The organism is Cupriavidus sp. 94F1 (assembly GCF_057798875.1).
In genome coordinates this window covers 129058-155980 of sequence record NZ_JBYOJT010000012.1, presented here as the reverse complement: position 1 = coordinate 155980, position 26923 = coordinate 129058, and the positions used below count along the sequence as shown (strand labels likewise).

Annotated in this window: 20 protein-coding genes and 5 pseudogenes; 10 read left to right on the top strand and 15 right to left on the bottom strand. The window is 61.4% G+C overall.

The window, feature by feature from the left end; translation table 11 throughout:
• The 3 genes and pseudogenes from AC3FJ6_RS23525 to AC3FJ6_RS23515 all read right to left on the bottom strand — a co-directional run.
• Positions 1-897, bottom strand: a pseudogene (locus AC3FJ6_RS23525) (hypothetical protein); the annotation flags it as partial.
• A gap of 234 nt (positions 898-1131) precedes the next feature.
• Positions 1132-1410, bottom strand: coding sequence for a hypothetical protein (locus AC3FJ6_RS23520; protein ID WP_488773982.1), 279 nt, complete (start codon positions 1408-1410; stop codon positions 1132-1134).
• A 259-nt stretch (positions 1411-1669) separates the two neighbouring features.
• Positions 1670-1867: a type II toxin-antitoxin system VapB family antitoxin gene (locus AC3FJ6_RS23515; RefSeq protein ID WP_488773981.1), complete on the bottom strand. Its 198-nt coding sequence runs from the start codon at positions 1865-1867 to the stop codon at positions 1670-1672.
• 149 nt (positions 1868-2016) lie between these two features.
• Between AC3FJ6_RS23515 and AC3FJ6_RS23510 the strand changes: the two genes are divergently transcribed.
• Positions 2017-2211: an AbiEi antitoxin N-terminal domain-containing protein gene (locus tag AC3FJ6_RS23510; RefSeq protein WP_488773980.1), complete on the top strand. Its 195-nt coding sequence runs from the start codon at positions 2017-2019 to the stop codon at positions 2209-2211.
• Here the strand turns inward: AC3FJ6_RS23510 and AC3FJ6_RS23505 are convergent.
• Positions 2203-3406: pseudogene (locus tag AC3FJ6_RS23505) on the bottom strand (IS3 family transposase). The gene AC3FJ6_RS23510 and the pseudogene AC3FJ6_RS23505 overlap by 9 nt on opposite strands.
• Positions 3407-3431: 25 nt before the next feature.
• On the opposite strand from AC3FJ6_RS23505, the pseudogene AC3FJ6_RS23500 reads away from it, so the two are divergent.
• From AC3FJ6_RS23500 to AC3FJ6_RS23490, 3 genes and pseudogenes are all read left to right on the top strand, one after another.
• Positions 3432-3623 (top strand): annotated as a pseudogene (locus AC3FJ6_RS23500) (AbiEi antitoxin N-terminal domain-containing protein); the annotation flags it as partial.
• Between the two features lie 24 nt (positions 3624-3647).
• Positions 3648-4082, top strand: coding sequence for a type IV toxin-antitoxin system AbiEi family antitoxin domain-containing protein (locus AC3FJ6_RS23495; RefSeq protein WP_488773979.1), 435 nt, complete (start codon positions 3648-3650; stop codon positions 4080-4082).
• 484 nt (positions 4083-4566) lie between these two features.
• Positions 4567-4962 (top strand): hypothetical protein, encoded by a 396-nt coding sequence (locus tag AC3FJ6_RS23490; RefSeq protein ID WP_488773978.1) that lies wholly within the window; start codon positions 4567-4569, stop codon positions 4960-4962.
• Here the strand turns inward: AC3FJ6_RS23490 and AC3FJ6_RS23485 are convergent.
• The 6 genes from AC3FJ6_RS23485 to AC3FJ6_RS23460 all read right to left on the bottom strand — a co-directional run bounded on the left by AC3FJ6_RS23485 (position 4949) and on the right by AC3FJ6_RS23460 (position 13456).
• Positions 4949-5236, bottom strand: coding sequence for a hypothetical protein (locus AC3FJ6_RS23485; protein WP_488773977.1), 288 nt, complete (start codon positions 5234-5236; stop codon positions 4949-4951). The genes AC3FJ6_RS23490 and AC3FJ6_RS23485 overlap by 14 nt on opposite strands.
• Before the next feature lie 348 nt (positions 5237-5584).
• The gene (locus AC3FJ6_RS23480; RefSeq protein WP_488773976.1) at positions 5585-9034 is read right to left on the bottom strand and encodes an autotransporter outer membrane beta-barrel domain-containing protein; all 3450 of its coding nucleotides are present in this window, start codon (positions 9032-9034) and stop codon (positions 5585-5587) included.
• Positions 9035-9806: 772 nt separating this feature from the next.
• A complete protein-coding gene (locus tag AC3FJ6_RS23475; RefSeq protein WP_488773975.1) occupies positions 9807-10829 on the bottom strand; it encodes an LLM class flavin-dependent oxidoreductase in 1023 nt (340 codons plus the stop codon).
• Between the two features lie 80 nt (positions 10830-10909).
• The gene (locus AC3FJ6_RS23470) at positions 10910-11770 is read right to left on the bottom strand and encodes an oxidoreductase (RefSeq protein WP_488773974.1); all 861 of its coding nucleotides are present in this window, start codon (positions 11768-11770) and stop codon (positions 10910-10912) included.
• A 41-nt stretch (positions 11771-11811) separates the two neighbouring features.
• A complete protein-coding gene (locus tag AC3FJ6_RS23465) occupies positions 11812-12630 on the bottom strand; it encodes an MFS transporter (RefSeq protein WP_488773973.1) in 819 nt (272 codons plus the stop codon).
• Positions 12631-12724: 94 nt separating this feature from the next.
• The gene (locus AC3FJ6_RS23460) at positions 12725-13456 is read right to left on the bottom strand and encodes an SDR family oxidoreductase (protein ID WP_488773972.1); all 732 of its coding nucleotides are present in this window, start codon (positions 13454-13456) and stop codon (positions 12725-12727) included.
• A gap of 111 nt (positions 13457-13567) precedes the next feature.
• Between AC3FJ6_RS23460 and AC3FJ6_RS23455 the strand changes: the two genes are divergently transcribed.
• Both AC3FJ6_RS23455 and AC3FJ6_RS23450 read left to right on the top strand, forming a co-directional pair.
• A complete protein-coding gene (locus AC3FJ6_RS23455; protein ID WP_488773971.1) occupies positions 13568-14476 on the top strand; it encodes a LysR family transcriptional regulator in 909 nt (302 codons plus the stop codon).
• 595 nt (positions 14477-15071) lie between these two features.
• Entirely contained in the window at positions 15072-16313 is a 1242-nt protein-coding gene (locus AC3FJ6_RS23450) for an NERD domain-containing protein (protein WP_488773970.1), read from the top strand.
• Between the two features lie 657 nt (positions 16314-16970).
• Here the strand turns inward: AC3FJ6_RS23450 and AC3FJ6_RS23445 are convergent.
• From AC3FJ6_RS23445 to AC3FJ6_RS23435, 3 genes are all read right to left on the bottom strand, one after another.
• Positions 16971-18464, bottom strand: a complete 1494-nt coding sequence (locus tag AC3FJ6_RS23445; RefSeq protein ID WP_488773969.1) for a hypothetical protein — start codon at positions 18462-18464, stop codon at positions 16971-16973.
• A complete protein-coding gene (locus tag AC3FJ6_RS23440) occupies positions 18461-20125 on the bottom strand; it encodes a hypothetical protein (protein ID WP_488773968.1) in 1665 nt (554 codons plus the stop codon). Before AC3FJ6_RS23440 ends, AC3FJ6_RS23445 begins: the two co-directional genes overlap by 4 nt.
• A gap of 546 nt (positions 20126-20671) precedes the next feature.
• The gene (locus tag AC3FJ6_RS23435; protein ID WP_488773967.1) at positions 20672-20851 is read right to left on the bottom strand and encodes a hypothetical protein; all 180 of its coding nucleotides are present in this window, start codon (positions 20849-20851) and stop codon (positions 20672-20674) included.
• Between the two features lie 513 nt (positions 20852-21364).
• On the opposite strand from AC3FJ6_RS23435, the gene AC3FJ6_RS23430 reads away from it, so the two are divergent.
• Positions 21365-22153: a hypothetical protein gene (locus AC3FJ6_RS23430; RefSeq protein ID WP_488773966.1), complete on the top strand. Its 789-nt coding sequence runs from the start codon at positions 21365-21367 to the stop codon at positions 22151-22153.
• On the opposite strand, the gene AC3FJ6_RS23425 is transcribed toward AC3FJ6_RS23430, so the two are convergent.
• Together AC3FJ6_RS23425 and AC3FJ6_RS23420 are read right to left on the bottom strand one after the other, a co-directional pair.
• Entirely contained in the window at positions 22102-23172 is a 1071-nt protein-coding gene (locus AC3FJ6_RS23425; RefSeq protein ID WP_488773965.1) for a helix-turn-helix transcriptional regulator, read from the bottom strand. The genes AC3FJ6_RS23430 and AC3FJ6_RS23425 overlap by 52 nt on opposite strands.
• A gap of 261 nt (positions 23173-23433) precedes the next feature.
• A pseudogene (locus AC3FJ6_RS23420) lies at positions 23434-23589 on the bottom strand (diguanylate cyclase domain-containing protein); the annotation flags it as partial.
• 365 nt (positions 23590-23954) lie between these two features.
• Here AC3FJ6_RS23420 and AC3FJ6_RS23415 point away from each other — a divergent pair.
• From AC3FJ6_RS23415 to AC3FJ6_RS23405, 3 genes and pseudogenes are all read left to right on the top strand, one after another.
• Positions 23955-25421, top strand: a complete 1467-nt coding sequence (locus tag AC3FJ6_RS23415) for an RAD55 family ATPase (protein WP_488773964.1) — start codon at positions 23955-23957, stop codon at positions 25419-25421.
• A 5-nt stretch (positions 25422-25426) separates the two neighbouring features.
• A complete protein-coding gene (locus AC3FJ6_RS23410; protein ID WP_066737576.1) occupies positions 25427-25804 on the top strand; it encodes a response regulator in 378 nt (125 codons plus the stop codon).
• A gap of 36 nt (positions 25805-25840) precedes the next feature.
• Positions 25841-26797, top strand: a pseudogene (locus tag AC3FJ6_RS23405) (transposase); the annotation flags it as partial.
• Positions 26798-26923: the final 126 nt, after the last annotated feature.

Sequence of the window (26923 nt, the reverse complement as noted above, 5' to 3'; positions counted from 1 at the left end):
CTGCCGCGGCGTGGGTAGGGTGAATCCGCCATTGGCGCTGATCACCTGGGTGTCGCCATTGGTGTCCGCGAGCTGCAGGCTCTTACCGGTGGCAAGGCCCGACACCGTGCCGCCTACCGTATAGGTCGGTGGCAGCGCGGCATTGCGCGTCAGCGCAGCGTTTGCGCAGAGTCGCCCGCCGGCCGGGGCGTCGGCGCAGGCGGTCAGTGTTGCAGCGCCGGCCGCGGTGGCCGAGTTGGGACTAGCGACCTGGGCACTGCGGCCGTCGGCGGCTGGCGTCGCCACGAAGCTCGCGTCATCGCTGGTCCACGACCAGTGGGTGAGATCCGCTACCCCGTCCACGCCGTCCGACCGGCGCACGGCCACCGTCACAGTCTGTGCCGCGCCGCCCGCGCTCACGGCAACGGTGGCTGGACTCAGCACGAGGGTATACGACTTGGCAGGCGCCGCCTGGACCACCAGGTGCGTGACGCTGGTGATGCGGCTGCCGTCGGCGAGCGTCGCCGTGGCCGTGATGTCGGCTGCGCCGGCGGCCAGGGTCTGGACCGTTGCATAGGTGCCGACCGGCGTCGGAGCGGCCGCCATCACCGACGCCGACACCGCAGCCGGCGCCTTGTCCGAGGCAGACACCACGGTAGCCACGGTTAGGTCGGAGGACGTCCACGCAAAGCTGGCGCCTTTCAGCTCGCTGCCGTCGGCCGCCAGTAAGCTCGCCTTCAGAGTTAGCGTGCCGCCGGCGACCGGCGCGGCGCTGCCCGTGTCGACCACGAGGCGCGAGGCCGCCGGCGTGGCGGCCGGTGTCGGGGGACTGTCGTCGGAACCGCAGGCGGCGAGCAGCGCCGCGGTGAGCAAGGCGAGGCCGGCAGCGCGCGCGCCGGCAAGAGCGTGTGGAAACATGGACCCAACCCGTATTTATATAGAAGTGGCCGCCCTCCCTTTCCGGGGCGCGCGGCCAGTGGCGCCCTCGTCGGGGGCTTGCGCGCGACTGTAGCAGCGCGAGAGGGGCGGCACATCCCCCAGTTGGGGGTGACTCATCAACAAGGAGGTCTATAGGACGCTTTATTTGATAAGGGACCTTTTTTACGGTTCTTGATAACCTTTCATATCAAGAACCGAAAGAACACTCTTCCATTAGCCAATATGGGTTACTGCTCGCTTGGAGAAAGCGCCGAGCGCGTCTTGATCTGCGAGGTGACGACTCGCCAAAGAGTGCCCTTTTTCTAAGCCACCGACCCGGTTCGCTGCATTCCGCAGGCTTTTCAGCATGGCGGCCACGGCGGATCGCTTGAGACCGTCATCGCGCCAGTACATCGACACCGACCCAAAACAGGCAAGCCGCAACGGCATGATCCGCAGGGCGCCCAACTCTTCCAGCCGGCGCACCGTGCGGTGCAACGCCAGCCCGATCATGTCGCTGTTGAGCAGCGTGAGATTGAAAACGGTGGAGTTGACTTTCCACTGCGGAAGGCGGCAGCCGGAAAGCCGGCACTCGGCAGCGCGGGCGCCCGCAGCAAATCCAGCAATGCGCCAAGCACTGCGTCTTGGTTCCGAAGGCTAACGAGTGCAATCTCGCCTATTACATATGGATAAATTAGCACACGCCCCTCAGTTATCAGCATCGAATCAGAAGCGATGAGGTCGTCGATCCAAACCGAGGTGTCGGCAAGAATCATTCGATTTCTTGCCGACGACTTGGTACCCCTTCGATGCCCGGCTGGCTCCCGCCGAGGTTCGCCGGTCGTTTGGCGGCTTCACGTTGGATCAGGGCCTTTAGCGCTTCGCGTACGAGCGCTGTCTTCTCCTTCAACCCTGTGTAGGCTTGGGCCTTGGCCAATAAATCATCATCGAGCGCAATCGCGGTACGCATGGGAACCTCTTACTTTAAGCATCAAATGATGCCTACAATCTGGCGCCTATAGCACTTCGGCGCCTTTGGATGAACGCTGTTTGCAAATTTAATGCAAAAACATACAATTCGACGGGGCTTCGTGCATCCAAAACCGTACATGGCAAAAAATGCGCAACAAGCCACTTCATAATCTAATGGCGCAAGCGCCACGTGGCCAGCCGATGGACACACAGATGCTCCGCGAAATTGGCGTGTCTGAGCGCTCCCTTAGTCATATGGTCAGCGAAGGGTGGCTCGAACAGCTTGGGAGGAGCGCTGGAGTTGCCCCTGTAACTCAGGACACTCGAACACCGTTAGGTTGATGACGCAGCAGCCCTTCTGAACTCGCGGGGCGAGCGGTATTTCAGGGCTTTGTGCGGGTGACGCTCGTTGTAATGCTCAAATGCAACAGCCAGACGCGACGCGAGAGCGCCGTAGGTGCGTCAGGCTTGTCCATATAAGCGACGTAGTTGTGTTTCATGGTCTTCACGAACGATTCGGCCATGCCATTGCTTTGCGGCGAGCGCACAGGCGTTGTCAGCGGCTCCAGGCCCAACTCACGTGCGAAGTGTCGCGTGCGACGGTCAATATACGCCGAGCCGTTGTCCGTCAGCCATTCGATGGGCTGTGTGGTTTGCGTGGTTCCGAAGCGCCTCTCCACGGCGGACAGCATCACGTCGCGCACCACGTCGCCGCTATGCCCGCCGGTCGTTGCTGCCCAGCTAATCGCTTCCCGGTCACAGCAGTCCAACGCAAACGTCACACGCAGCGGCGTGCCGTCGTCACATCGGAACTCGAAGCCGTCGGAGCACCAGCGCGTATTACTTCGGTCCACGGCCACGCGGCCGTCATGCCGCCGAGTGTCTCGGCGCACGCCAGGCCGGCGCAGCAGCAACTCATGTTCGCGCATCACACGATACACGCGTTTGTGGTTGATGCACGGCGCGCTGGCCTGTTCTCGACTGCGCTGCAGCAGCGCCCAGATGCGCCGATAGCCGTAGGTTGGCAGGTGCGCGACGTGGGCCTGGATTTCTTCGACCAGTTCCGTGTCGTCAGTCACTCTAGCGCTGCGACCATCTTGCCAATCGTACGGGCGAACCCGTTTCACCGCCACACCGGAGCGCGCTACGCCGAGAACTTCGCAGACCGTTTTCAATGGTCGTCCCCCGGCAGCAAGGGCGAGCGCGCAATCAGGTTTTTTGAGCGGCCCCACTCAACAGCCTCCTTCAGGATCTCGACTTCCATCGTCTTCTTCCCAAGCAGGCGCTGCAGTTCCTTGATTTCCTTGATGGCGGAGGCCAGCTCCGATGCCGGGACTACAGTTTCGCCAGCTTGCACCGCTGCCAGACTGCCTTCCTGGTATTGCTTGCGCCAGCCGAACACCTGGTTCGGGTTCACGCCGTGCCGCCGCGCCACGGCTGACACCGATGCGCCCGGTGCCAGTGTTTCCTGCACGATGGCGATTTTTTCCTGAGCCGTGCGTCGCCGACGACGTTCCGGCTCGGTCAGAATTTCGATGGGTTCCACGTAATGACTAGGCTTACTGATAGACACAAGACTATCCCTTATTTTAAGAGAGTCCTCGTGTCCTCAGATACGGGGGGCCGCTCCAAGCGCCTACTTACTTCGAGGCGACAAACCCACCCGTGACGGAATACTGGCGTTCTTGGGCCGTCGAGTCCAAGGTCTTCACGTCGGGGGAAAAACCGCTCTGGATTGGCATGGCGCACCCCACAACATTGCATTCGGCGAGAACGTCATGCTCTGGGGTCAGAGTTCATACCGGTTTCCGGAATGGGTCGGCAAGTACCTCACCTACACGTACCAAACGACCAATCTGTTCGACAATTCGCTCCCCTACGACCAAGGCCTCAAGCCAATATCAGAAGAAAATCCATCTGTTCTCGTCTCCGTGCCAGAACGCGCCTTCCTGGAACTCGTCAGCGATGTAGGGAAGGGACAAACCTTCGAGGAGGTCAAGAACATCACCGTCACAATGCCAAGCCTTCACCCTGCCGTCCTCCGCAACTTCCTGGACCATTGCACACGGTTAAAGGTTCTCAAACTGGTGAAGACGCTCGGCGAAGAAAGCGGCCTCGCTTGGACGCACAACCTGAACGAGCATGTCCAACTACGCGTGGAAGCTAAACAGGCGGCAAGGAAGCTGATAGCCAGCGTCATCCAAAGGCCATGAATAACAGCTACCTCATTGCCGATCGGGCGTCGGGAACCGACGCCAGGCTGTGAAGAAGGCAACCCTTCAGTATATAAATCTCCGCGGACAAACGAGGGTTGGATGACGGTCGCTGGCTATATCAGTCGGCGCTCAATCTGCAGCTTGAGGGCGTGGTCGGCCTGGCCCAGGCGACGGTCACCGCCTATTCGACGCACTATCACCGGCTCGACATGCTGGCGCACGTAGCCATGCGACAAGACGCAGGCAACTGGCTGGACAGCGACGAAGCGTTGCCAAGGCAGGAGCTGCTGCGTTCCGAGTTTTATACGGACTACCTAAAACCGCACGGCCAGGCTCAGATCCTCGCACTGATGATCAAGCGGAATGAGCACGGCCTCTGCGCTATGGCATTCCAGCGTTCGCGCATCGAGCAAGGAGCCCGTCAGCGATTGGCTTCGGACGAAGCCGGGATTTTTGTCGGCGCCTTACCGCGAGATCCCAGGTGGCATTTTCCGACGATGGTTCGCTCGCCGCGTATGTCAATGGCCGCGGCGAGTTCGTCTTGCGGAAGCTCGCCAACGGGGAAGAACAGGTGCTCCGATCCAACTTTCCGCTGGACGACATCTATTTCTTTCAGATCCTCGGCAACCGGTTCATTGCCACCTCCGGCACGAATTCCGAGGTCTTCGACGCGACCGGCAAATCCCTGGCAGCGTCGTACCGGCAGAGCGCTGCAATGGTCGGCAACCGACTACCGCCCGCTATGTTCGGCGGCACTCGCCGCCTAAAGCGCCTACGGTCTGCTCCAAAGAAAACAGCCGACATCGTCGGCTGTTTTCCTTGCGGGCCCGCCTGTGGCGTCAACTCGCAGACCTACTGTCGTATTACTGCTTCTTGACGGCGGCTGCGGGCGCGGCGTTTTCTGCCTTGACCGTAGCCTTCTCGGCCTTGGCCGGCGCAGCAGGCTTCTCGGCGCTCACCTTGGTTGCCTTGGCGTGCTTGGTGGCGTGCTTGTGGGTCGCGGTAGCGGCAGGTGCTTTCGCAGCCGGCGCCGTAGCTGCCGGAGCGGCCGGCGCCGTGGGAGCGGCCGTGGCGCCGGCCGGGGCAGCACCCTGAGCAAAAGCGGCGCCAGTGATGGCGAAAGCGGCAATGGCAGCGAACAGCTTCTTCATGATCGACAATCCTTCTGAGAGGTTTAGGCGCTGCGATGTGCCGCGCTTAGCCAAAAAACGGGGCAGCTTCACGCTCAGTTGACTGCTAACTCGTGACAATCCGTAACTAGTGTTTCCGCAGAGGCAAGGCCGCGTTACAGACGACCCAAACGTGTCGCAATCAAGGGCAACCATCCGTAGAAGTCGACCCCGCTGCCGCACGCCTTACGATCTGCAATTGCACCTTATTGATATCGCAAGGTGGGGGGCTGCTACCGGCCAGGAACTCCGAGCATGCCCCTACGGATGGTGCCAGGAAGAGGCCGCCTTCCGGAGCGACCGAACCGCCCTCCTCGCTCGCCCTCAACGCTAGAACCTCCACCGCAATCCCAACGTGCCGGTATGGTCCTGGTTGCCGCCACCGAACTGGCCGGTATAGCGCAAGCCAAGCGTGGCCATGGGCGAAATGGCGAAGTCGGCGCGCAGTTCGGCCAGCGCCGCGTTCTGCGCAATCGGTGCACCCGTCACCGTGAAAGGCTGGCTGCCATCGAAAGCCAGCGTGGTAGCCGGGCGTACGTCGCCAAACGCATGGCGCCAGCCGGCTCCGACGTAGAACGCCGCGTCAGTGCCGCCAAACTGGACGCGGGCGCTGGTACGCAGGCCGAGCGTTGTGGTGGTCAACGTGTTGCTATCGCCAGGGCTGTGCAGGGCCGCCGAGCCGCCCGTCTCCGCGAAGCTGCGCGTGCGTGTGTCGCTCCACGCCATGCCCCCGTACGGTTCGAGCTGGATGGTCGCCGATAGAGGCACGGCGAAGCCGGCTTCCGTGAAGACTTGCGCCGTGCTGGCGTGATAGCTGGCGGTTAGGGACTGCACCGTACTTCCGCCGAGGCTGGCCTGACGATCCGTGTCGGCGTCGTGCCAGCTATAGGCGGTACCGAACAGCCATTTGAGCTTGCCGCCGCCAAGCGCGAATGCGCGGCCGCCGTAGAGCGTGGCGCTGAATGAATCGGTGATGGCGCGCGACGACCGTTCGCTCACTCGCAGCGTACTGTTGGCGTAGCCGAACGCGCCGCCGATGCGCCAGCCTTGCCCCACCGCACCGTCGCCACCCAGATAGAAGCCGCCAGTCTGCTGGCGCACGCGCGCTGCATCCGCGCTCCCATGAAAGTTCTGCCAGTTGCCAAGCACTTCCACCCACAGCGGCTGGGCGGCGGAAATGGGCAGTGCCGCAGCCGGCAGGAGGCCGCCAAGCTGGGCGATGGGCGCGCCGGGCAGCATGCCGGCGGACAGGCTGTCATTCAAATGCGCCAGCGGCAGCGCCCGCGCCCCACCCGCCAGGGTCATCAGACCCGTGGACACGCTGGCGTGGGCCTCCCCGGAAAGGCTGTCGAAGACGGCCGGCGGCGCGCCCTCGGGCAACGTCACCACGGCTTCGTGCACCGGGTTGCTGTCCGTCAGGGTCTCCAGTGCGTTAGCCACGGCACGCTGGTTGCCGGTGACTGCGGCATCGGCAAAGCGCATCGCACGCGCGGTGCCTCCACTAGTGCCACCACCTGCGCCCGGAACGAGCGGCGAGACGGGCGGCACGGGGTCCGTCACCACCTTGCGCGTGAGTGCCAGGGTGACTTCATTGGCGCCATAGGTCAGCGTCGGGTCGAGGAACGCGTAGTTCGAACTGATCGATGCAAAGCGGCCCTGCACCGTGCCGGCGGTCAGGATGCTATAGCGGCGCGTGGACGCGAAGTTGCCGTCGGGGCCGACATGGACCACCGCACCGCCCAGTGTGGCTGTACCGCTCACCGCAACGCGGTCGCTGGCCGACGATGCCGGGTCGGCTTCCACTCGATAGGTCGAACCCGACGCCAGCGTCAAGTTGCCGTTGACCGTCAGCGTGCCGATGGAATTGCCCGGTGCCAGCGTGCCGCCCGATGCAATCACGGTACTGCCGACGCTGCCAGCGCCGCTCAGCGTGGCGCCGTTGTTCACCGTGACCGCCCCTGCCACACTGCCGTTCACGGCCAGCGTGCCCGCGTTCACCGTCGTCGCCCCGGTATAGGTATTCGCGCCGCTCAGCGTCAGCGTGCCAGCGCCGATCTTGACGAGCCCCCCGCCGCTGCCGCCACCGGCCCCGCCATCCTCGATCGTGCCGCTTACGGTGGTGGACGTGTTGTTGCCCCCCACGGTCAGGACGTTCCGGCCAAGCTGGAAGCGCCCCGCCCCGGCGATGGCGCCGGCGGTGATCCGATGGTCGAACGCCGGACCGGACGTGCCCGAGAAATCGACCCAGCCCCCGGCCTCCGTCACCAGCGAGGCGTTGCCAGCGGTACTCCAGCCCCAGAACTCGGTGTAGCTGCCACTGCGGGTCGTCACCTGGCTGTTACCGCCGGTGCTGCCCTCCTGAAACGACATCACGCCGCCGTTGTTGACGATCGTCGCATTGGCCGCCGTGCTGCTGCCGAGCAGGTATGTGAACCCGCCGAGGTTCGTCACCTGCGCATTGCCAAGGCTGCCTGCGCCGAAGAGTTGGATGTAGCCGGATCGATTGACCACCTGCCGGCCACCGAGATCAAAGTTCCCATACAGGCGAAGCGTGCCGCCATCGACACTGACCCCGCCAGTGCCCAGCGCCCCATTGACGTTTGCGCTCAGCGTGCCAGCACTGACCAGCGTGCCACCGGCATAGGTGTTCACGGCGTTCAGGTCGAGCGTGGCGCTCCCCGCCTTGGTCAGACTGCCGGGGCCGTCGATGACACCGTTGTACGTGAGCGTGCCGTTCGTCACCTCGAACGTACCGCCCCCCGCCCCGAGCGTCGTTGCGCGCGCCGTGGTCATGGCTGCGGTAGTCCGCAGCGTGCCGCCGTTCAACCCAAGTGTGCCGGCTGGCGCGCCAAGGTTGGCGTCCGAGGCAATCGCCAGCGTACCGCCCAGGATTTGCCAGCTTGTGATATCGGTGTTGGTACCGGCGAGGGTCCAGACCGAGGCACCGATTTTTTCGAAATGCTCAAAGCCACGATAGAGGCCGGAGTTGCCGATGCCGCCGGTCAGTGTGGCAGTGCCGGCGTCGCCAGCCAGCGCCAATGTGTCGTCATTGCCGTAAGCGTCGATTTGCCCCACGGTGCTGTTGGTCCAGAACTCGAAGCGGTTCGTGCCCCCCGTGAACTGGACAGCCGGCACGCCGAGGCCACCTGCTGCGATGGTCCCCTTGTTGACGATGGTTAGATTGCTGCCGCGCACGCCCATGCCGTCGATCCCTCGCATTCCGTCAGCGGCCCGCGAACCATCGAAGTTCGTGCCGCCCGCGCCGCCCAAGCCGCCCGTACCGCCCCTGATCGTGCCCTCGTTCATCAGCATGGACCCGCTGGCCAGCTCCATGCCGGTCGCGCCTATGCCACCCTTGCCGCCCCGGCTGCCGTAGATATCGTAGACGCCATCGCCGCCGTTGCCTCCCACCCCGCCGTTGCCGCCCGCCACCACGGCATTGGCTTCGATATGCACCGTGGCAGCGGCGCTCACCAACATGCCGACACCACCGTCGCCGCCGTCGCCCGCGCCTGATAGGCCCGGCATTGGCATCGGCTTCGAGCCCCCGCCATTCCCGCCATTGCCACCCCAACCGCCGTACACCCCGCCACCCGCCTTCACCAAAATCTCGGCGCTCCCCGCGTGGATCAGGCCGTAACCACCCTCGCCACCGCCACCGCCGCCACCTGGGTAGCTCGCTAGCGGGTCGGTCAGATCCCGTCCACCGTTGCCACCTTTGCCGCCGTTGCCGCCGCGCACGCTGGCCGAGATGGTCGTGGGCACAGCGCCCGTCACCATGCCATCCGCACCCCCGCCGCCGCCGCCACCACCACCGCCTGTGAACAAGGCATAGTCGAATTGACCGTCACCACCATTGCCGCCGAACTGGCCTGGCGCGGTACCCGCTGTGCCCGCCAGCCCCAGCGGCGTTGTCTGAGACGGACTGATGCCACCCGAGCCACCGGCCCCGTTTCGAGCGCCACCGCCGCCGCCAGTCCCATCGCCATCGAACACTGTAAGGCCGCTCTGCCCTGCCTGGCCCGCGAGGTAGCCTCCCCACCCACCCGGTAGGAAGGCGGTGTAGCCCCCGGCACCGCCGTTGCCGCCAGCGGCTTGTGCCGGCGACGCGGCGAGGGACATCATGAAGAGGGAGACGGCGCCGGCAATGGCGCGCAGGCACGGCTGTTCACCGGCGGAGAGACTCGAATGTCTTGTCATGCGGATTTTTGGCCGGCCAAGCCGGCGCCCCTTTTTGCGCGCGGCAGCCGTCTGCTTGCTGGCTATGTCCGCGCTTTCATTGTTTTAATGTGCGGGCGCCCGTGCGAACCTCAGCGGCGTCGGCGAAAAGCCGCAACGGCATAGGCGACTGGTCCCTCGGGACCGGATTTTCGCATTTTACGGATCGAAAGATGCGTTTACGAGGCTTGGAAGCGCTGCGGCCTGCAGGCTCCGTGTTGCTTTTGAACCACTACGAAAGGCTTCTGTCGATTCCGAGGCATCATCGATCAAACGTCGACTGGCATAACCGAGCGGCGATAAGAGGTGCCGGCTACAGATGCAGAAGCGCCCTTCAACGCCACCCGAGACCGGGAGACACCTGCTGCAGAACGGTCTCAATGACGTGGGCGCAATATTCCACGCCGAGCTGGTTCGGGATTGTCAGCAGTAGCGTATCCGCCGCGGCGATGGCCTCATCCTTTGCCAACATGTCGATGAGTACGTCAGGTTCTGCAGCGTAATTCCGCCCAAAAATCTTCTGCACGTCATCCTCGAGGAAGCCGAAGGTATCCGCGGTCTGCGTGCCACGGCCGAAATAGGCCCGGTCCTGCTCGTTGACCAAGGGGAAGATGCTACGGGTAACCGAGACCCGCGGCTCCCGGGTATGACCTGCCTCTTTCCATGCGGCACGGTAAGCGCGAATCTGCTCGGCTTGCTGGATATGGAGCGGACGGCCGGATTCGTCGTTCTTCAGCGTCGAGGTCTGCAGGTTCATACCCATTCTGGCGGCCCATTGCGCGGTCGCATTAGAGCCCGAACCCCACCAGATGCGGTCCCTGAGCCCATCGGAATGCGGCTCCACGCGTAGCAGGCCGGGCGGGTTAGCGAACATCGGACGTGGATTGGGCTGCGCAAAACCCTTGCCTTGCAGGACTTCGTAGAACACCTCTGTATGCTGCCGTGCCAGATCGGCGTGGCTTTCGCCTTCGGCAGGCGCGTAGCCGAAATAGCGCCACCCGTCCACGACCTGCTCACCGGAGCCTCGGCTGATGCCAAGCTGCAGCCGGCCGCCGGAAATCAAATCAACCGCACCGGCTTCCTCCGCCATGTACAGAGGGTTTTCGTAACGCATGTCGATGACCCCCGTGCCCATCTCGATGCGTGTGGTTCTCGCGCCGACTGCCGCAAGCAGCGGGAATGGCGAGGCCAACTGCTGCGCAAAATGATGGACGCGGAAGAATGCCCCATCCGCGCCCAGTTCCTCGGCGGCGACAGCCAAATCGATCGACTGCAGCAACACGTCTGCAGCGGTTCTTGTGCGAGAGCTTGGGCTTCGGCCCCAATGGCCGAAAGAGAGAAATCCGATCTTTTTCATGGGACTGCAGTGTTGTTCCGATTCGGGTTGGCGCGGTCGCGCGTTGGTCGATCAGTCAGCAGGGCCTACAGGATGGCAGATCATTCCGCCGGGAAATCTGTCGACGCCGAGAGCGTCTTCCATGCCTCCGTCTCTGTCGCCACGTACGCATTCTTGCCGGCGATAGCTTGCAGCGTATCGGTGCCGAGCGGCAAGCGCAACGGCGGTGTTTCCGCGTTAACCAGCGCGACGACAGCCGTTGCCAACCGCTCTGGATCGCCGGGCTGGTTGTGATTGATGCCAACGGCAAGCTCGCGCAGCTTGCCCGAGCTCTCGGCGTAGTCGTCGATGACGTCCGTGCCGACCACAAGCGACGATGTGTCCAGGAAATCCGTGCGGAAGAATCCTGGCTCGATCATTGTTGCATGGATGCCCAGCGGCTTCAGTTCCGCGTGCAGCGCTTCCGTAATGCCCTCGACCGCGAACTTCGTCGAGCTATACACGCCCACGCCCGCTGACGCCTGATAACCCACGATCGACGACAGGTTGATAACGTGGCCCGAACGCTGCTTGCGCATCGTGGGAAGCACCGCTCGTATCACGCCTAGCAAACCGAAAACGTTGGTTTCATAGATCCGACGGACGTCGGCGTCGCTCGATTCTTCGATGGCAGCAAGCAGCCCGAACCCCGCGTTATTGATCAGTACGTCGATGCGACCGAACCTGTCGATGGCGGCATCGACAGCCGCCTGAACTTGCCCTGCGTCCGTCACGTCAAGGCGGAGCGCCAGCAGCGCGGGCGAATCGCCCAGCCGCTCGACGATTGCGGAGGCGTTGCGACCTGTTGCAACAACCGCATTGCCATCGGCAAGGGCAGCCTTCGCCATCTGCGCGCCTAGGCCGCGCGTTGCACCGGTGATGAACCAGACGCGCTTGAAATGTTCATTCTTATGGGTAGTCATGAGTTGCTTCCGAGTTAGAGGGTAAAGTTCGATGATTGGGCTTAGCATTGCTGGCGTGACAGGACCGCACCGGCTCGATCTGGGATCACTCCGGGACTTCTGGCAGCGACAGCGAGCGCCGTCGCGACACTCAACGCCAGAACGCCGATTAACGCGCCAACGACACCGATCTCGGGCAGGCCAAGCGCGCCGATGACGTTGCCGCCAACGACCGCACCCATGCCGATTCCGGCGTTGAAGATGGAAACGCTGAGCGATGCCGTTACGTCTTGGAGCGCAGGAGGCACTGCACGAATCGTCCGCACGTGGTTGGTCACGAACCCGGCCGCATGCGCGGCGCCCCAGATCGCGAGCGCTGCCATGGCAGCGAGACGGCTATCGAGGAGGTAGGGAAAAGCCGCCATGGCGAGACCGGCGATGACAACGGCGGCAACTGCCGCACGTAGAGGATTCACATCCACGAACCGGCCCGCGATTTCATTGCCAACGACGCCCGCAACGCCGAACCCCATCAGGATCCAGCCGGTCGAGGTACTGCTGAAATGCCCGACCCGCGTCAGTAGGTCGGCGAGGTAGGTGTAGGACGTAAACATGGCCGTCAAGGCGAGAAAAGACATCGCCAGATGGCTCACGATTTTGGGTTGGATCAGCGACCTGAAAGACGCATGGGTGGTGTCCTCGGGCAGCGCCTCCATGCGGGGAAAGAACTTCCACATCAGGAGCGACATGGTGGCGCAGAGTGCGGCGCCGGCGGCAAATGCCATCCGCCATCCAAACGCGTCGGCCAATATCGTGGTGATAGGCGATCCGATGACGCTGGCGATGGACACGCCGGCGAATACTGTGGAGATGGCGCGCACCGCATGATCAATCGGGGGGGGGGGCGCCAACCGCAAGGGCCGGCGCGTGGAGACTTTTCCAGAGGCGGCGGCGCGATACCGGCCGCCCTGCTTCTTAGAAATCCTGCACCGTGGGACGGATCACGATCTCATTCACGTCGACGGACGCAGGCTGGGCGATGGCATATGCGATAGCCTGCGCAATTGCATCGGCCGGAATGGCCATCTTGTAGAAATCGACGACGAAATCGCGGCTTGCCTTGTCACCGGAGCCGAACTTGAGATCGGTGTCGATCGCCCCAGGCGAGATCACGGTGGTGCGAATGTTGCCCCCCACCTCGTGGCGCAGCCCTTCCGAAATGGCGCGAACCGCGAACTTGGTGCCCGAGTACACCGTACCGCCCGGGCTGAAGACCTTCAGCCCAACAACCGACGCGATGTTCACGAAATGACCCGATTGCTGCTGCTCGAATATCGGGAGCGCAGCAGCGACGCCGTAGAGAAGCCCCTTGATGTTGATGTCGATCATGCGTTCCCATTCTTCGGTCTTCCGAAGCGTCAGGGGCGCGATGGCCATCAGCCCAGCGTTGTTCACCATCACATCGAGACGGCCGTGCTGGGCGACGACATTGCTGACTAGGCGATCGACCTGCGCCTGGTCGGTGACATCGACGTGGTGCGCGGACGCCTTGCCGCCTTTTGCCTGGATATCTGCAGCGATTTGCTTGAGCTCGTCTATGCGACGCGCGGCCAGTGCGACGGTTGCGCCTTGCGAGGCCAGCAGCCTTGCGGTGGCTTCTCCGATTCCACTCGATGCACCGGTGATGAGGACGACTTTGCTTGACATGACTGTTCTCCAAGGGAGGTTGAACTGCTTGGAGACAAGTCTCGGCTACGGCGCGATTTTTGATTAGACTAGAATATCTGGAATCTCTTTTCCACGTATGCAAAAGTCGCCATGACCGAACTTACGGATCTGAACGACATCGCCGTCTTCGTGCGTGTGGTGCAGCTCGATAGCTTCAGCCGCGCAGCGCAGGCGCTGGGCATGCCGGTCTCGACGGTGAGCCGGAAGGTCACCGCCCTGGAACAACGCCTTGGCGTGACGCTCTTGCAACGTACGACGCGCAAGCTCAGCCTGACGACGCAGGGGCGCGCTTACTACGATCAGTGCAGTGAGCCGTTGAGTCACCTGTTCGACGCGGAGCATGCGATAACCGAGACGCAGCGCAAACCGGAAGGGCTGCTGCGAGTATCGGGGCCGGTAATGCTGGAATATGAGCCCTTTTACACATTTCTATCGGCGTTCTTGAACAAGTATCCAGGTATCCAGGTGGACCTTTACTTCACGAACCTGTTCTTGGACCTGATCGCAGAGAACGTGGACGTTGCCATTCGCTTCGGCGATTTGCAAGACTCCAGCCTGATCGCGCAACGCGTAGGAAGAAGTGTGCGGTATTTGGTTGCGTCGCCGGAGTATGCGCGGACTCATGCCCTCCCCTCTCGGCCAGAAGACCTCAGCGAGCATCCATGCGTTCTGATCAATGCCCGGAACAATGAGACGGACTGGCACTTGATGAGCGGCCGAAAGTCGGCAAAGATCCGGGTGACCGGCCCTGTCGCCGCACGTGACTTCCACATCGTCAACGCATTTGTACGCCGCGGGCATGGTATCGCGCTCCTTCCTTCCGGATATGCCGATGCGCAGATCGCCAGCGGTGAGCTTGTGCGTATCTTGCCGAACTGGTCATCGCCGGAGATATCGGTGCACGCCGTTTATCCGACGCGCCGCTTTATGCCGTCGAAGCTAAGAGCTTTTCTTGAGGAGTTGAAGGCTTGGGACAGCCCTCTTTGGCTTCCGCAGTGAGTCGCGAGCCCTAATTGCAATCGGGGAGACTTCCGAAGACGGTGGTGAGCAAGCCGGCGTGGAAACCCTCAGCAGCGGCCCGTTCGACGACGCTGGCAAACGTCGCAAGAATTGGTTAGAGGAAAGCGTGGACAGTACGGCCGCTCGGCTCGCCGCGTCGGCATTCTCGGTCCGCGTGGCGATGCGTTTTGACGCCTTCTTCTGGAAAGACAGTCGGTGGACCACGGAAACACTGCTTCCCCTACCGTCTGTCCCAGGCAAGATGCGGCCGCATTTTGCCTGGGACACCCGGAGGCTTCAGCCACTTCGTTGCCTCTATGGCTGGGCAGACTACTCCCGGCTAGAGCGCTTGCCGGGGGGACTTGCACCCACTGGAGCGCCTCCTAAGCACGGCGCACGCCAGAAGCCATCGGTCGACCACGCATCCCATTCGAATAGCCGAGATCTCGGTCTCCCGCTCAACGACCGGTTATCCGCCAACGAATCGCCGATGGCGCCGCCTCAAGGCTGCAACAATGGGACCCTCGACGGGACTGGTTACATCGTAGACAATTGATCTTCAATTCTCCGACGATGTCCTAACGACACAATCGCAATGATCGATCTGTTCAATCGCATCAAGGAAGCAAACAAAAATACGAAGGCCTATCACCACGATTCGAGCGACACATCGCTTCGCGGGCATGAAGCTGAACACGAGGTATGCAACGCGCTGGCGCCTCGATTGATCGGCACCGGATGGGAGTTGGTCAATGGCGTTCGTGTCCCTGACCCAACCGCGAAGCGTCGCAGGGAGATGGATTTCGTTTTCACTGGCCCCAACGAGGCAATCGTTGTGGAACTGAAAAACTGGACCGGAGAGGTTAGCTTAGGCCGCGACGGGAGTGTGATGCAGCGCAACCGTAAGGGCGACTTGATCAACGGCGGGAAACTGTTCGAGGACGTCGCCGATCGCACTGAGATCCTGCGGCTTCACCATATGAGCAAAGGCCGGACACCCGTAGCGATGCGACATTTCGTCGTCTTCTACGATCCTTACGGCAACCTCTGGTTGGATGACGCGATTGCCAGTCGCCCGGACGTGCTCCGATTCGAAGAGTTGGAAGACCTCATGCCCAACGGTCAGGAACCATTCTTGCTTCGGCTGCTCCATGCGCTGATGCGCTTCTTTGGCTGCAAACCACAAGTGGGGGAAGCGCCGAGCCCCTCCCCCGAGATCGTCGCGTTTCGCCAGTCGCTTGCGGAGTTGGGCGGTTGGGATGTGATCTTGCTCCATGGTGGTCGAACGCTTTGCGGGGACATCCTGAGTATTGGCAAACATCGTTCGGACGAAATAGAAGGCACTAATTTCAATCGCAAATTAGTGTCTCGGGCGGAGTTTGACGTTGACCGGAGCATCGTGGCCTCTATCTTTCGTGCCCCTTCTCCTTATGCCCTGGTGTCATCGACGGGGCGAGATGCCTCTAACAAGGTATGGAATGTCCCTACGTCAGCACAACTGACCTTCCACCGTGCCGGAGATCGAGAACCCAGCGTTTATGAGGTCAGGAACATGCAGGCCATCCAGTTCGGCTACCAAGCGAAACCGAAGACCACCTTCAGCTTTGACGATTTTCGTGTGGGAATGAACGTGGTTGGCAAAGTCACCGCCATCAATGACAAGGGCGTTTTCATCGACATTGGCTACCGAGAAGAGGGAGCGGATCGTCACGCGCGAGCTAACCCGATCGCATCGGGCCCCGTAATTGTTGGCCAGCGGATTCTGGCGCGCATTACCCGTCTGATTGAAGATAGAAAACTTGTCTCTATCGAGATCCTCGAGCCGCGGCTTGGATAAGGCGCGGCGACTTACGATGGGAGAGCCCGTAAGGGGCAACTAATTGGCCGTTACTGTTAATGCGCCTTTGTGTTGTTCAAGAGCGCAGTGACTAAAGGCTCAGAGGTAGGATTTGCCCCGGCTCTCAGGCTAGCATCTATCGATTGACATTGAACGGCCGTTTCCCGGATTTCTGAAGGCAGGTCAGCCATCAAGAGACATTGCATCGGCGTTATCAAATGATCGAAGTCCGGTACATAGCCAATGGAATATGGGCGAACGGTTTCAAGAGGCATGGAAAGTTGCACGCTGCTGGCACGCTCCACTGCCCACATCGGCTACCCCACGATACCGCTAAGCCGGCGTGATTGCACGAACCTCATTGCCTGACTTGGTGAAAATGTCGGTTCTCCAGTGGAGAGACAGTAAGCGCAGCCACCAACTCGCGACGGCGTGCAGGACACGTCGCAGCCATCTTTTCATTGCGTCGTTGAGCATCAAGAGTTCCGAAGTAACCGCCTTTCATATAGACACCCTCATTCGCTCCCAGAACGCAGTCAGCGGCGCCGTCTGGCCACCATCGCACCTCATACTGACGGAGACGCAGTTCCTGCTCGCAGCCTGCAAGTGCAAGACTGACACGAGCGGTAAAAATTCCGAGGCGCGTGCCTGCCACGCTCAGCCCCCTAGCATCCGCCGATACTCTGCTTCCAGGTGCGCATCGACACGCTCGACATCGAGACTCCCTTGCCGCACCAAGGCAGTCAACTCCTTCAAGGCCAGGGAACCAAGCCGCACCCACGCAATCAGATTACTGCGCAGCATGAACTGCACCAGGTCACCGCCTGATCGCAGCGTGGCATCCGCGACGTCCACCAGGCACAGCGCACCATGGGCGACCAGCAACATCCGGCGAAGCTCCGAGACGCTCGCCGAAGGGATGCAATCCCGCCACGGGCGCTTGTGATAGAAGCGCTGCTTGATCACCCATAGCAGGCGCGTCAGCATTTCTGTTATCAAGACCGGAATGGCCATCGCCAAGCCATGGCGCAGGTCGTAGCCGTCCTCGAACACCTGGACCGCAATGGTGGCGAAGGTCTGTCGGTGCTGTCCGAATTCGCCAGCGTCGATGAACTGCAGCAGCGAATAGAATGGAATCGGAATGCCGGATCCCCGTCCGGATGCGCCGGAAGAGCCTGCCACATCGGAGAACAGGTGTCCCAGCCAGTTGGCAAAGCCCGCGAAAAGCTTCGCGGCCAGCGTGCCGCCCTGCAACTCGAAGCTCTCGGTATCGATAGTGATCAGCTTCCCACCCGACACGAAGTGCGCCGTGTTAGTGAATTGTCCGAGGATGGAGAAGAACAGCCCCACCAGGTCTGGGGAATGCCCCAAACTTTTGATGTGATGGTTCATCGTGCTCATCCTGAACGCGCCGTTCACATCGCCACCATGCCGGTGGTCATAGTTCACGCGATACAGGCGCTCCAGGTATCCGATCGCGCTGGCGGTCGGATCCTTGCCATCGCGCGCGCCCTTCCAGCCCACCATGGAAGCGAACTTGCGCACCGCACTGTTGACCCATTCGTCCGTAACCTTCGTGAGTACGCCTTGTCCTGGCAGACCAACAAAGAGAATATCGATGATGCCGCCGATCAGGCCCACCGTTCCCGCGATCATGTAGTCGTACTTGTCGCAGCAGGGCCCCTGAATCGAGAACTCCGTCTTGATTCGCTGCTCCAGGGCTACGCGCTGCGGGGGCGTCATTAACTGGTTGAATGGGCTTTCCAGGGCGCCCAACTGGTGGCGTGACCGGTACGACTCCATGTCGACCAGGTATTGCGCCCATCCGGATGCGCCAGCGTCTGGCGCCCCGATGGTGTCGAGCAGCGCGATCGCTGGCGCGGCAGGACAGCCGTCGCCGGCAGCGTCTTTGGGCGCGTCGAACCAGAGGTCGGCCTCATCAAAGACGATCGTTACGTGCTCACTTGCCTGCATCGAGAGGGTGGCCACGGCGATCGCCTCGTCCAGCAACACTGCGTTCTGGCGTTGCGATGCCTGCATCGCATCCATCGCCAATTCGAGCTCGCCAAGCTTCCTGTCGGCCTGCTCAAGCTGATGCGTCTGGATGAGGAGCGCACGCGCCTCGTCGTCAAACTTGCCGGAACGACTCACGAGAAGAGCCCTGCGATCTTGTCTTTCGCCCTGCCTGCCGCGTCCATGGCCGATCCCATGAGGACGTCACCAACGTTAAAGTAGCCGATGGCTTCGAATGCCCGCGCGAGTGTTTCCAGCTCACGCGATGTGTGCGTGCGCCGGATGACCATGTGGTTAACCTTCGACTCCGTCATCTCTCGCTCCTCGTAGAAGCTCACGATAAAGTCGTAGAGATCTGCCTTGGTCGGCTCGCGGGTGAGCATGCGTAGTTTGTCCAGATCCAGGTTGGCGGCGCAGCGCAAGCGCGTCGCGCTGCTCTGAACGTCTTCGGCACGGTTCCTCAACACCGTACCTGCCGCCGTCATCTGGGTAATGACGTTCAGCAACTCCTTGACCTTCGCGTCCTGTGTACCGTGCGCCTGGACCGTTTCGTTCAGGCGCGTGGTCATATAATTGATATCGCCGATCAGCAGCGAGATAGTACTTTGCGTCTGCTTAATGACTTCCTGCAGCATTAGCTCCCGGCGTCGCGCGCGCGTGAGTTCGTTCGCGCCCGTCAGCTTCTTGATACCCGCGTAGGTACCCACCCCGATGAGGATTGCAACCCCAATGCCGGTGGCCATGCTCGAGAGGCCGAGAAATCCGCCCATGCCGAGCGCGGCGAGCCCGGACGTCATTCCCGCCGCCGATAGACCGATCACCGATCCCGACAGGTAGACGGCAGCCAGGGGCGTGCCGACCGCGGCGGCTCTGGCCGAGATGTCCTTCAGCGCCGCGACGATCTGGTCATCCGAGAAATCCTCGTTGATCATGTTGTGATCGTTGCGGATCACACGCTGCGCTAGGTCGATCTCGTCGTCCGTCACCTTCCAGAGGCTCCGATGGTTATCGAGAAATGCGAACTCCTTGACATCCTTGCCGCCCGTGCTCAGGTAGACGTTAATCAGGTCCTTGACCAACGAGACGTGGACTGAGCGCTCTTGGCCATCGGGACAGGCAGCGTCGAGCTCGCCAACCAATGCCTCGACCGGCACGAGCGCCTCAGGCGAGGCCATGTACCCGCGCAGCGCAAAGCGCGAGTCCGTGGTCAGCTCAAGGCGCGTCATCAGCATCAGGATCTCGGCGAACTCGCGACGGTCGATCGTGGCGTCGTCGGCTACCGCCATGTTGACGATCAGCTTCAGATAGGCAATCTTCAGCGTCTCGCTCATCTCGCTGATCGGCAAGAACTGCTTTTCTTCCTTGTATTCCTCGAACGACTGCGTGGCAGAATTCAGAATCTTGGCCAGCAGCACATAGTCGCACTCCAGCAGGTTCTTGAACTGGACGCTCCCACCGCCCTTAAGCGAGACCGCGATCCCTTCCATCTTCGTGTCGTCCTTGGCCGTGGGCAGCGGGCGCACGGCGTCCACCTTCGCGTACGGAATCCCGATCGGATCTCCGAACGTCTCCCGATATACCACGCGTTCGCCAGTGAACAGCAGACCCTCTTTGGCACTGCCGAACAAGGTGTTGTCAAACAGGGCCACGACGTGGGACGGGACGTGGGAGATGCTGTCGCCGTGCGAGAACGCCTTCACGGCGTTGTTGAGCTTCTTTTCCGGAATGTCCGGTGCGACCAGCATATTCTTCGAAACCTTGCCAAGGTTGTCGCGCAGAAATTGATTGATATTGGTCATCGTAGATTGTGTGCTGCAATGAGAATGACAGTCTTGCTTTTCGCCCTTGGGACTGACCAGCCGTTGTAGCGAACGTGATCAACTCCTATCGGCCAGCCTTCCCCGCACTGAAGCCTACTTCGGTGGGGTGGGCCTTCCCGATCTGTAGGATTCGCACGCAGGCATCAGGGCACCGGATAGTGTGCTGACCAGCGACTGTCGTTTCGAGGCGGAAGCGGCCGCGAATCACCGATGCCTTCGAAGCGGCCCTCGCGATCCACGATCACGCGATATCCCCATTTAGAGGCCGTGCCCAGGTTTCCCTGTGTCCATGCTCGCCTCGTTCCGTGGGAAGCAGCATTCCGGCCTGCGAAGGCCCGACGCACCAAGGTGCCTCGGCGGGCGCCGCGCGACTTGAGCAGTGTCCAGCTCGTACGCACGTTGACCCTGGCCCACGCAGTCGGGCCGTTGGTTGTTTGACGGCTTGGCGAATCACGTTCTCGACGGGCCCCGGTTCCGCGACGAGGCACCTTTGGTCGTCTTGGGCTTGGGCCAGCCGAGTAAGGGTTAAAGGAGACCCTCCAGGGGGCCCTTCGAAATCGCCTTGTATGCAACCGAAAGCGCACAGGTAGAGGCCGCCACTACGATCGCTCCGAACAGGGTCGTTGCAAGCCAGGCGCCAAAGGCCGCCATCGCGGTGTCGAGCAGCAGCGTAAAAGTTGCCCAGAAGGCAGTGAAAATGATCATTTCGTAGACTCCTCAGGTTACGCGGTTTCCCGCTCGTGCGTGGCCGTACGACGGTAGCGCCACGTCGCGTGCAACAGCAAGGTCAGTGTCGTATGGCAACTGGACAAATTCTGTCCAGTCGGCGGAGTCGTCGCCTCCCCGAGGATTCGTGGAACGATTACGGTGCGTTGATGATCTTCTCCACCCCTACCTGGGCGCAGGTAGCACCCACTACGAAGTTCGCTGCCTTCCTCAGCGTGCGGGGCGTGTTGTCCCGCCAAATCATGGGTCTCTTCTAATGTATTGCCCTGGAGCTCCACGGACGTCGCCCCAACCTCTTCAACATGGCCTTCGAAGCGCCACTCTGTAGCGCTCATTTGTAGAGTAAGTCACCACGGTCCATGGCGATTCGGAACCACCGCATAGCCGGCGAACCGGACAACCAGTGTCCAGTACGGGGGTAAGCCATCCTGGACAGCCACTGTCCACCTGGAGGTTAAGACTCGGAGCATCGCAACAGATCAGGTCGAACCCATGCCGAAGCTTTCCTATCGTGAGGACCATGCCAGCCCCCCGAACCATCCGATCGGTCCCGGTAATGCCGACGAAGTCGGCCACATCCCACCAATGCGGTTGTCGGTGCAGCGCTGGGGCATTGCCCGCGACGCACTTCGAGCCATCGTGGATACGTTGAATGCCGCCGATCGGCGTATCGTCTGGTCGGACCATAACGATGGCGGGCCCACTGACCTAATCGTGCATATGGTTAGCATCGAGGGTCTTGCCGGACCGTCGATGCAGGCACCGTGGAATCTCATGGGTCCCGTCGAGGCGTTGCGCGTGGCACGCGAGCAAGGCGTTGCGGCCGTCGTGCTGGTCGAAGGCGAAGCGCGACATCTGCCAATGGTCCGCACGGGATGCTGGATCACGTCGAGTTCCTGCAGCCTCGTGACCGCCGCCCGCATCCTGGCAGGTGCGGCCATCATCGACGTGAGCGAAGTAGATGAAAATGCCCGGTGGAAGCGGCTTGCCTCGCTGGCATCGTGTAACGTGCTGGCGCGCCTGCATCGCGTTGTTGGTGCGTCTCCCACGACCTTGGCGTCAAGCGTCCGGACGTTGATCGACAACGCCCAGCGTGGCGGTTACGCGGCCATGTCGTATGCCAGCATCGGGGCCGCGTCGGACGTTGATATGGAAGTTGCGCATAGTAGTACGCCAACGCAGGTATTGCGTTCGCAACTAGCCAACACCGAAGCCGATGTGTTACTAGCCTATGCGTGGCCAGACCTCTCGTCGTCAGCGGCCAACTTCGCCTCGCCGTAGGCGCCCAGCGCGCGCCGCAACCGACCCGCAATGTCGGCGCGCAGGGCCGCCGGCGAGACTACCTCAACTGCATCCGCGCGTTCCAGCAGCAGATTGCTCAGTGCGATCGAGGGCGTGACGGTGGCCGTCAGCATGAACCCGCCGTCCATCTCTGTGATCGCTTGGTCCTCCGAAAATTTCAGCTCGCGGAAGGGGCTGAGGAAACCGCCCGCCTCGCGCACGCGGAGCACCATTTGCACGGGCGGTTCGGAGAAAAACTCGAAAGTCCGCTCGTCCCGTACATATGCGTCGAGCGAGAATGCCGCATCCCGTGCCAGCACGGCATCGCATGAGGCCGCGGCGTGAATTCGGTCCATGCGCAACAGGTGTCGCTTGGTGCCACCATCGGTACGCGGGCGGTCAGCCACTAGGTACAGGACCGGGCCTTTCTCCACCAGCGCAAGCGGCAATATGGTGAATTGCCGGGGCTCCACGGTGGAAGTCCGTCCATTCTGATAGTGAATCTTGACACAGCCATCCTGATAGAGCGCGTTGAGCACAGCATCCAGTACACCCTCGCGAACCTGAGGCGCGATCAGCGGATAACGTCCGTCGAGCCGTGTCGTCTTGCCCATCCATGCTCGGGCCGTTGCTAGCCGCGCGGCCGCCACGTTTTCTTCCAGCACGCGCACGGCACCGCGGAAGTAATCCGCCAAGCCATCCGTTACTGTGGCCGGCAAATGTGAATTAGCGAGTTGCCGCAGTTTCAGTAAGGCGACGGCCAGGTCCACCGGCGGCCGCAGTGCATCCTTGTTGACAGCGACGGCCGACATGGCGCGCCATTCGCGATTGGCATCTTCGCCACGGCGCTGCGCTAGTTGATGGTTTTCTAGTTTTAGGAAGGACCGCGTGACCTTCTTCGGGTAGGCAGAAGCATCTCGCGCGGCGACCTCACGAATCAGGTCCCCCGACCGCTGCCATCTTCCGGCGTGCGCGCGAAGCACCTTCAGCACCAGATAGTCGAAATCGCCTAACAGCATGGGCACTACGGAGGGAATTTGCGGGGCGCCTACTTTAGGCGAACATGGCCCCCCGTGTCTATCCCACCGTAGCGGGTCTGCCGTATAACCGACTACGTTCAGCGCGACGCCGACCGCACGGAAGGCACTCATACGACATTAACCTGACTGGAGTTGATGGACTCCCGGGTTACCAGACTGGGCTCTCCGATCCGATTCGACAGGCCTACGAAAAGACCGGGACGGTTCTCAATGAAAGTTGAGGCTCTGAAGTACCACTCCCTACCGACGTGGGGAGCAAAGAAACCCGTCCTGCATCAGGATGCCGGACGTGTGTGCGATGATCCGCTCGGCAACCTCGATCGCCGCAGATCCGGAGACATACCGCAACAACATGACAAATTCATCGCCACCTAGTCGGCCAACCAGGTCATGGCTTCGGGCGTCTTGCCTGGTTAGCGAGCAGAGACGGGGCTGACTCTCTTATCGTCGTCCCGCGCTGCCTCCCTTAGCGTCGGAGTCTGTAGTGCGCTGCCCGAACAAGCTTTCGCGGCGCTGTATACAGGCGTGGCGTGGCCCAGTGGCTGTACACGACCCTTCCCACCTGTCGCGCCCGGGCGCACGCAAGGCCATCGGCGCCGTCGCCACGCCAGATTTTTGACCGAAATGGCTCTCATTGACTGCATCCCGTACTTTCGGCACCAGAGTCGTCTAAAATTCATGTGATCCGAAGCGCGCAGAGGCTGAATTGCCCCCATCCCGGGTGGGGCCACATCGCCATCTGTCCTGACATTGAATCGGCTATGACAAAAGAGCTTGTCCGCGTACAAAGCGGCGTTCCCGGCCTGGACACGATCCTCTGCGGTGGCCTGGTGAAAGGCGCCGCCTATATCGTTCAAGGCAGCCCTGGTGCCGGAAAGACCATCCTGGCCAACCAGATCGCATTCAACCAGATCCGCGATGGCGGCCGGGCGCTATATGTGACCCTCCTTGCCGAGTCGCACGACCGGCTCTTTCAAGCCCTGTCGATGTTCGACTTCTACGATCCGTCTGCAGTCGGGCGGGATCTGTTCTATATAAGCCTGTTCAAAGTACTACGTGAGGAAGGGCTCGCCGCACTGGTCAACGCATTGCGCAGTGAGCTTGCACGGCATCACTGCACGACCCTAGTGCTCGATGGACTGCTGATCGCAAAAGACAAGGCGGAGTCCGCGCTTGACGTCAAGACATTCGTGGCCGAACTGCAGAGTCATACCGCTTTCACTGGTTGCACGGTGCTATTCCTGACCAGCGCCCCAATCGACGATGTGAGCCCAGAGCACACCATGGTCGACGGGGTCATACAGCTCAAGGAAGAACTAGTAGGTATCCGCACGGTCCGCCAGCTGCGCATTTCCAAGTCTCGAGGCAGTGCCGCCCTGGGTGGCTTGCATCAGTACCGGATTTCGGAGACCGGCATTGACGTGTATCCCCGGCTGGAGGCACTTCTTGGTACGCCGTCTAGCGAGGAATGGCTGCGCGACGAGCGCATTGCAACAGGCGTACACGGCCTGGAACAGTTGATCGGAGGCGGCCTGCCCCCTGCGGCCGTCACCCTCCTGATGGGCCCTGCCGGCAGCGGCAAAACGACCTTCGGGCTGAACTTCCTAAGTCTCGCGACGCCCGAGAAGCCCGCGCTCTACTTTGGCTTCTATGAATCGCCACAACGACTGAAAGCCAAAGGCCGAGCACTCGGGATTGATCTGGAGGCACTGGAACGCGCCGGTGCGCTCATTGTCCTTTGGAACCCGATGACCGAAAACCTGCTCGACTCTCTCGGTCATCAGCTTCTCGATACGGTTCGCCAGCGACGCGTGCATCGCCTGTTCATTGACGGTATGACCGGATTCGAACGGGCGGCGGTTTATCCAGCGCGGCTGAGCGAATTCTATACGGCCCTGACGAACGAATTGCGCGCCTTGGGTGTGTCGTCCGTCGCGACGCTGGAGATGCGAGACCTCAATGGGCTTGCCGGTACAGACCCCCTTCCTGAATTCACCAGCTTGATGGACAACCTTGTCTTGTTGCGACAGGCAGGCATGCACGGCGAACTGAGGCGGTTTATTGGCGTGGTGAAAATGCGCGACAGCGCTTTTGATACCGCTTTCCACAATGTCGTCATTGGCCCGGGGGGCTTGCAGGTTGCGAACCGCTTGATCATCCCTGGCGATACGGTCGACAAAGACTCCGGCATCGCACCCCCCAGTGTCCAAGCGCCCTCGGGGGCCTGAGTATCATGGCTACAGTAGTGGTCATCGACGACGAGACCATGAATGCCGACGCCCTGGCATTCGTGCTCACGGCCGAGGGACTGGAGGTTCGAACCGCAGCGGACGGCGAGGCCGGATTGCGGCTGATCTCGGACCTCCGGCCGGATGTCATAGTCACTGATTTCATGATGCCGATCATGACAGGACTTGACCTAGCACGCGCTGTTCGGGCGGACGCCTCGCACGCAAACTCTAAAATTCCAATCATTCTCTTCACTGCGGCACAGGCAGAAATCGGGCGCAGCCATCCTGATTTGTTCGACGTTGTCTTTGAAAAGCCTTGCTCGCCCAAGGAAATTGTTGCGGCAGTGCTTCGTCTGGCGAAACAGCAACGCAACACGTGAATGCCCGCCTGGTACGCGTCACTGGCTGCTTTTGGCATCATCAAGGCTGATGCCAATCGCTCCAAAGGCGTTGCGGGCACGGAGACCATAGATTGGAGCAAGGGCGAAGGACCCAGCCGCGCGGTGCGCGAATATCTTGCTGCGCTCGAAGAGGTCAATCAAGCGCCAGCCGCTGAGCCCGCGACTGCGCCGAAGAGTATTTCGCTGACTGATCCAGCGTCGCGGTGGACCGCCGCACCAGGTGGTCCAGCCTTCTTCGCATATTCGACCAACTACCTGATAGACCTGCACGCAGGAATCATCCTCGATGTGGAGGCCACGCCTGCGCATCGAACCGCAGAGGTCGAGTCAGCGAAGACAATGATCGATCGTGTCGAAGAACGCTTTGCACTCAAGCCTGATCGCCTTGCGGGTGATATGGCCTACGGGACAGCGCCGATGCTTGGTTGGATGGTCGAAGAGAAGGCAATCGCGCCGCATGTTCCGGTTTGGGACAAGACCCGCCGCGACGACGGTACGTTACCGAGGGACGACTTCAGTTGGGACGAGCAAGCCAATGAGTACCGCTGCCCCGGTGGGAACGCGCTGCGCAGCGATTGGCGTGCATTTTTGAACCCCCGCACTCACGTCACGAAGGCCGACACGGTCATCTATCGAGCCAGTCAGCATGACTGCGGCGGATGCGCGATGAAGAATCAATGCTGCCCGAACATGCCATTCCGCAAGATAGCGCGCAGCGTCCATGAGAATGCGCGTGACGTAGCACGGAAGCTTGCGGGAACAGCCGAGTACAAGCAGTCGCGCCGGGATCGAAAGAAGGTGGAAATGCTATTTGCTCACCTGAAACGAATCCTGAAACTTGATCGCTTGCGGCTACGGGGACTGACTGGAGCCCGGGATGAGTTCTTACTGGCGGCAACAGCGCAAAACCTGCGACGAATGGCAAAGCGGTTGATGCCACTCGGTGAAGATCGGGATGCGATGGCGACCTAGAAGCGATGCGGCGGGTCAAAAGACCCTCGAAGTTCGAGCGCGAAGGCTCAACGCGAGTCTCTCCGCACGCGCATACCTCTTCTGGCCGATGCTGAAGTCGGGTTTTTCAACAGAATCGGCCATGAG

Bases quoted from the DNA above. Each gene is read 5' to 3' on its own strand.
- AC3FJ6_RS23520 (WP_488773982.1), bottom strand. From the start codon at position 1,410: ATGATCGGGCTGGCGTTGCACCGCACGGTGCGCCGGCTGGAAGAGTTG.
- AC3FJ6_RS23515 (WP_488773981.1), bottom strand. From the start codon at position 1,867: ATGCGTACCGCGATTGCGCTCGATGATGATTTATTGGCCAAGGCCCAA.
- AC3FJ6_RS23510 (WP_488773980.1), top strand. From the start codon at position 2,017: ATGCGCAACAAGCCACTTCATAATCTAATGGCGCAAGCGCCACGTGGC.
- AC3FJ6_RS23495 (WP_488773979.1), top strand. From the start codon at position 3,648: ATGCTCTGGGGTCAGAGTTCATACCGGTTTCCGGAATGGGTCGGCAAG.
- AC3FJ6_RS23485 (WP_488773977.1), bottom strand. From the start codon at position 5,236: ATGAAGAAGCTGTTCGCTGCCATTGCCGCTTTCGCCATCACTGGCGCC.
- AC3FJ6_RS23480 (WP_488773976.1), bottom strand. From the start codon at position 9,034: ATGGTGACGGGCGCTGTGCCCACGACCATCTCGGCCAGCGTGCGCGGC.
- AC3FJ6_RS23475 (WP_488773975.1), bottom strand. From the start codon at position 10,829: ATGAAAAAGATCGGATTTCTCTCTTTCGGCCATTGGGGCCGAAGCCCA.
- AC3FJ6_RS23470 (WP_488773974.1), bottom strand. From the start codon at position 11,770: ATGACTACCCATAAGAATGAACATTTCAAGCGCGTCTGGTTCATCACC.
- AC3FJ6_RS23460 (WP_488773972.1), bottom strand. From the start codon at position 13,456: ATGTCAAGCAAAGTCGTCCTCATCACCGGTGCATCGAGTGGAATCGGA.
- AC3FJ6_RS23455 (WP_488773971.1), top strand. From the start codon at position 13,568: ATGACCGAACTTACGGATCTGAACGACATCGCCGTCTTCGTGCGTGTG.
- AC3FJ6_RS23450 (WP_488773970.1), top strand. From the start codon at position 15,072: ATGATCGATCTGTTCAATCGCATCAAGGAAGCAAACAAAAATACGAAG.
- AC3FJ6_RS23440 (WP_488773968.1), bottom strand. From the start codon at position 20,125: ATGACCAATATCAATCAATTTCTGCGCGACAACCTTGGCAAGGTTTCG.
- AC3FJ6_RS23435 (WP_488773967.1), bottom strand. From the start codon at position 20,851: ATGATCATTTTCACTGCCTTCTGGGCAACTTTTACGCTGCTGCTCGAC.
- AC3FJ6_RS23430 (WP_488773966.1), top strand. From the start codon at position 21,365: ATGCCGAAGCTTTCCTATCGTGAGGACCATGCCAGCCCCCCGAACCAT.
- AC3FJ6_RS23425 (WP_488773965.1), bottom strand. From the start codon at position 23,172: ATGCTGTTAGGCGATTTCGACTATCTGGTGCTGAAGGTGCTTCGCGCG.
- AC3FJ6_RS23415 (WP_488773964.1), top strand. From the start codon at position 23,955: ATGACAAAAGAGCTTGTCCGCGTACAAAGCGGCGTTCCCGGCCTGGAC.
- AC3FJ6_RS23410 (WP_066737576.1), top strand. From the start codon at position 25,427: ATGGCTACAGTAGTGGTCATCGACGACGAGACCATGAATGCCGACGCC.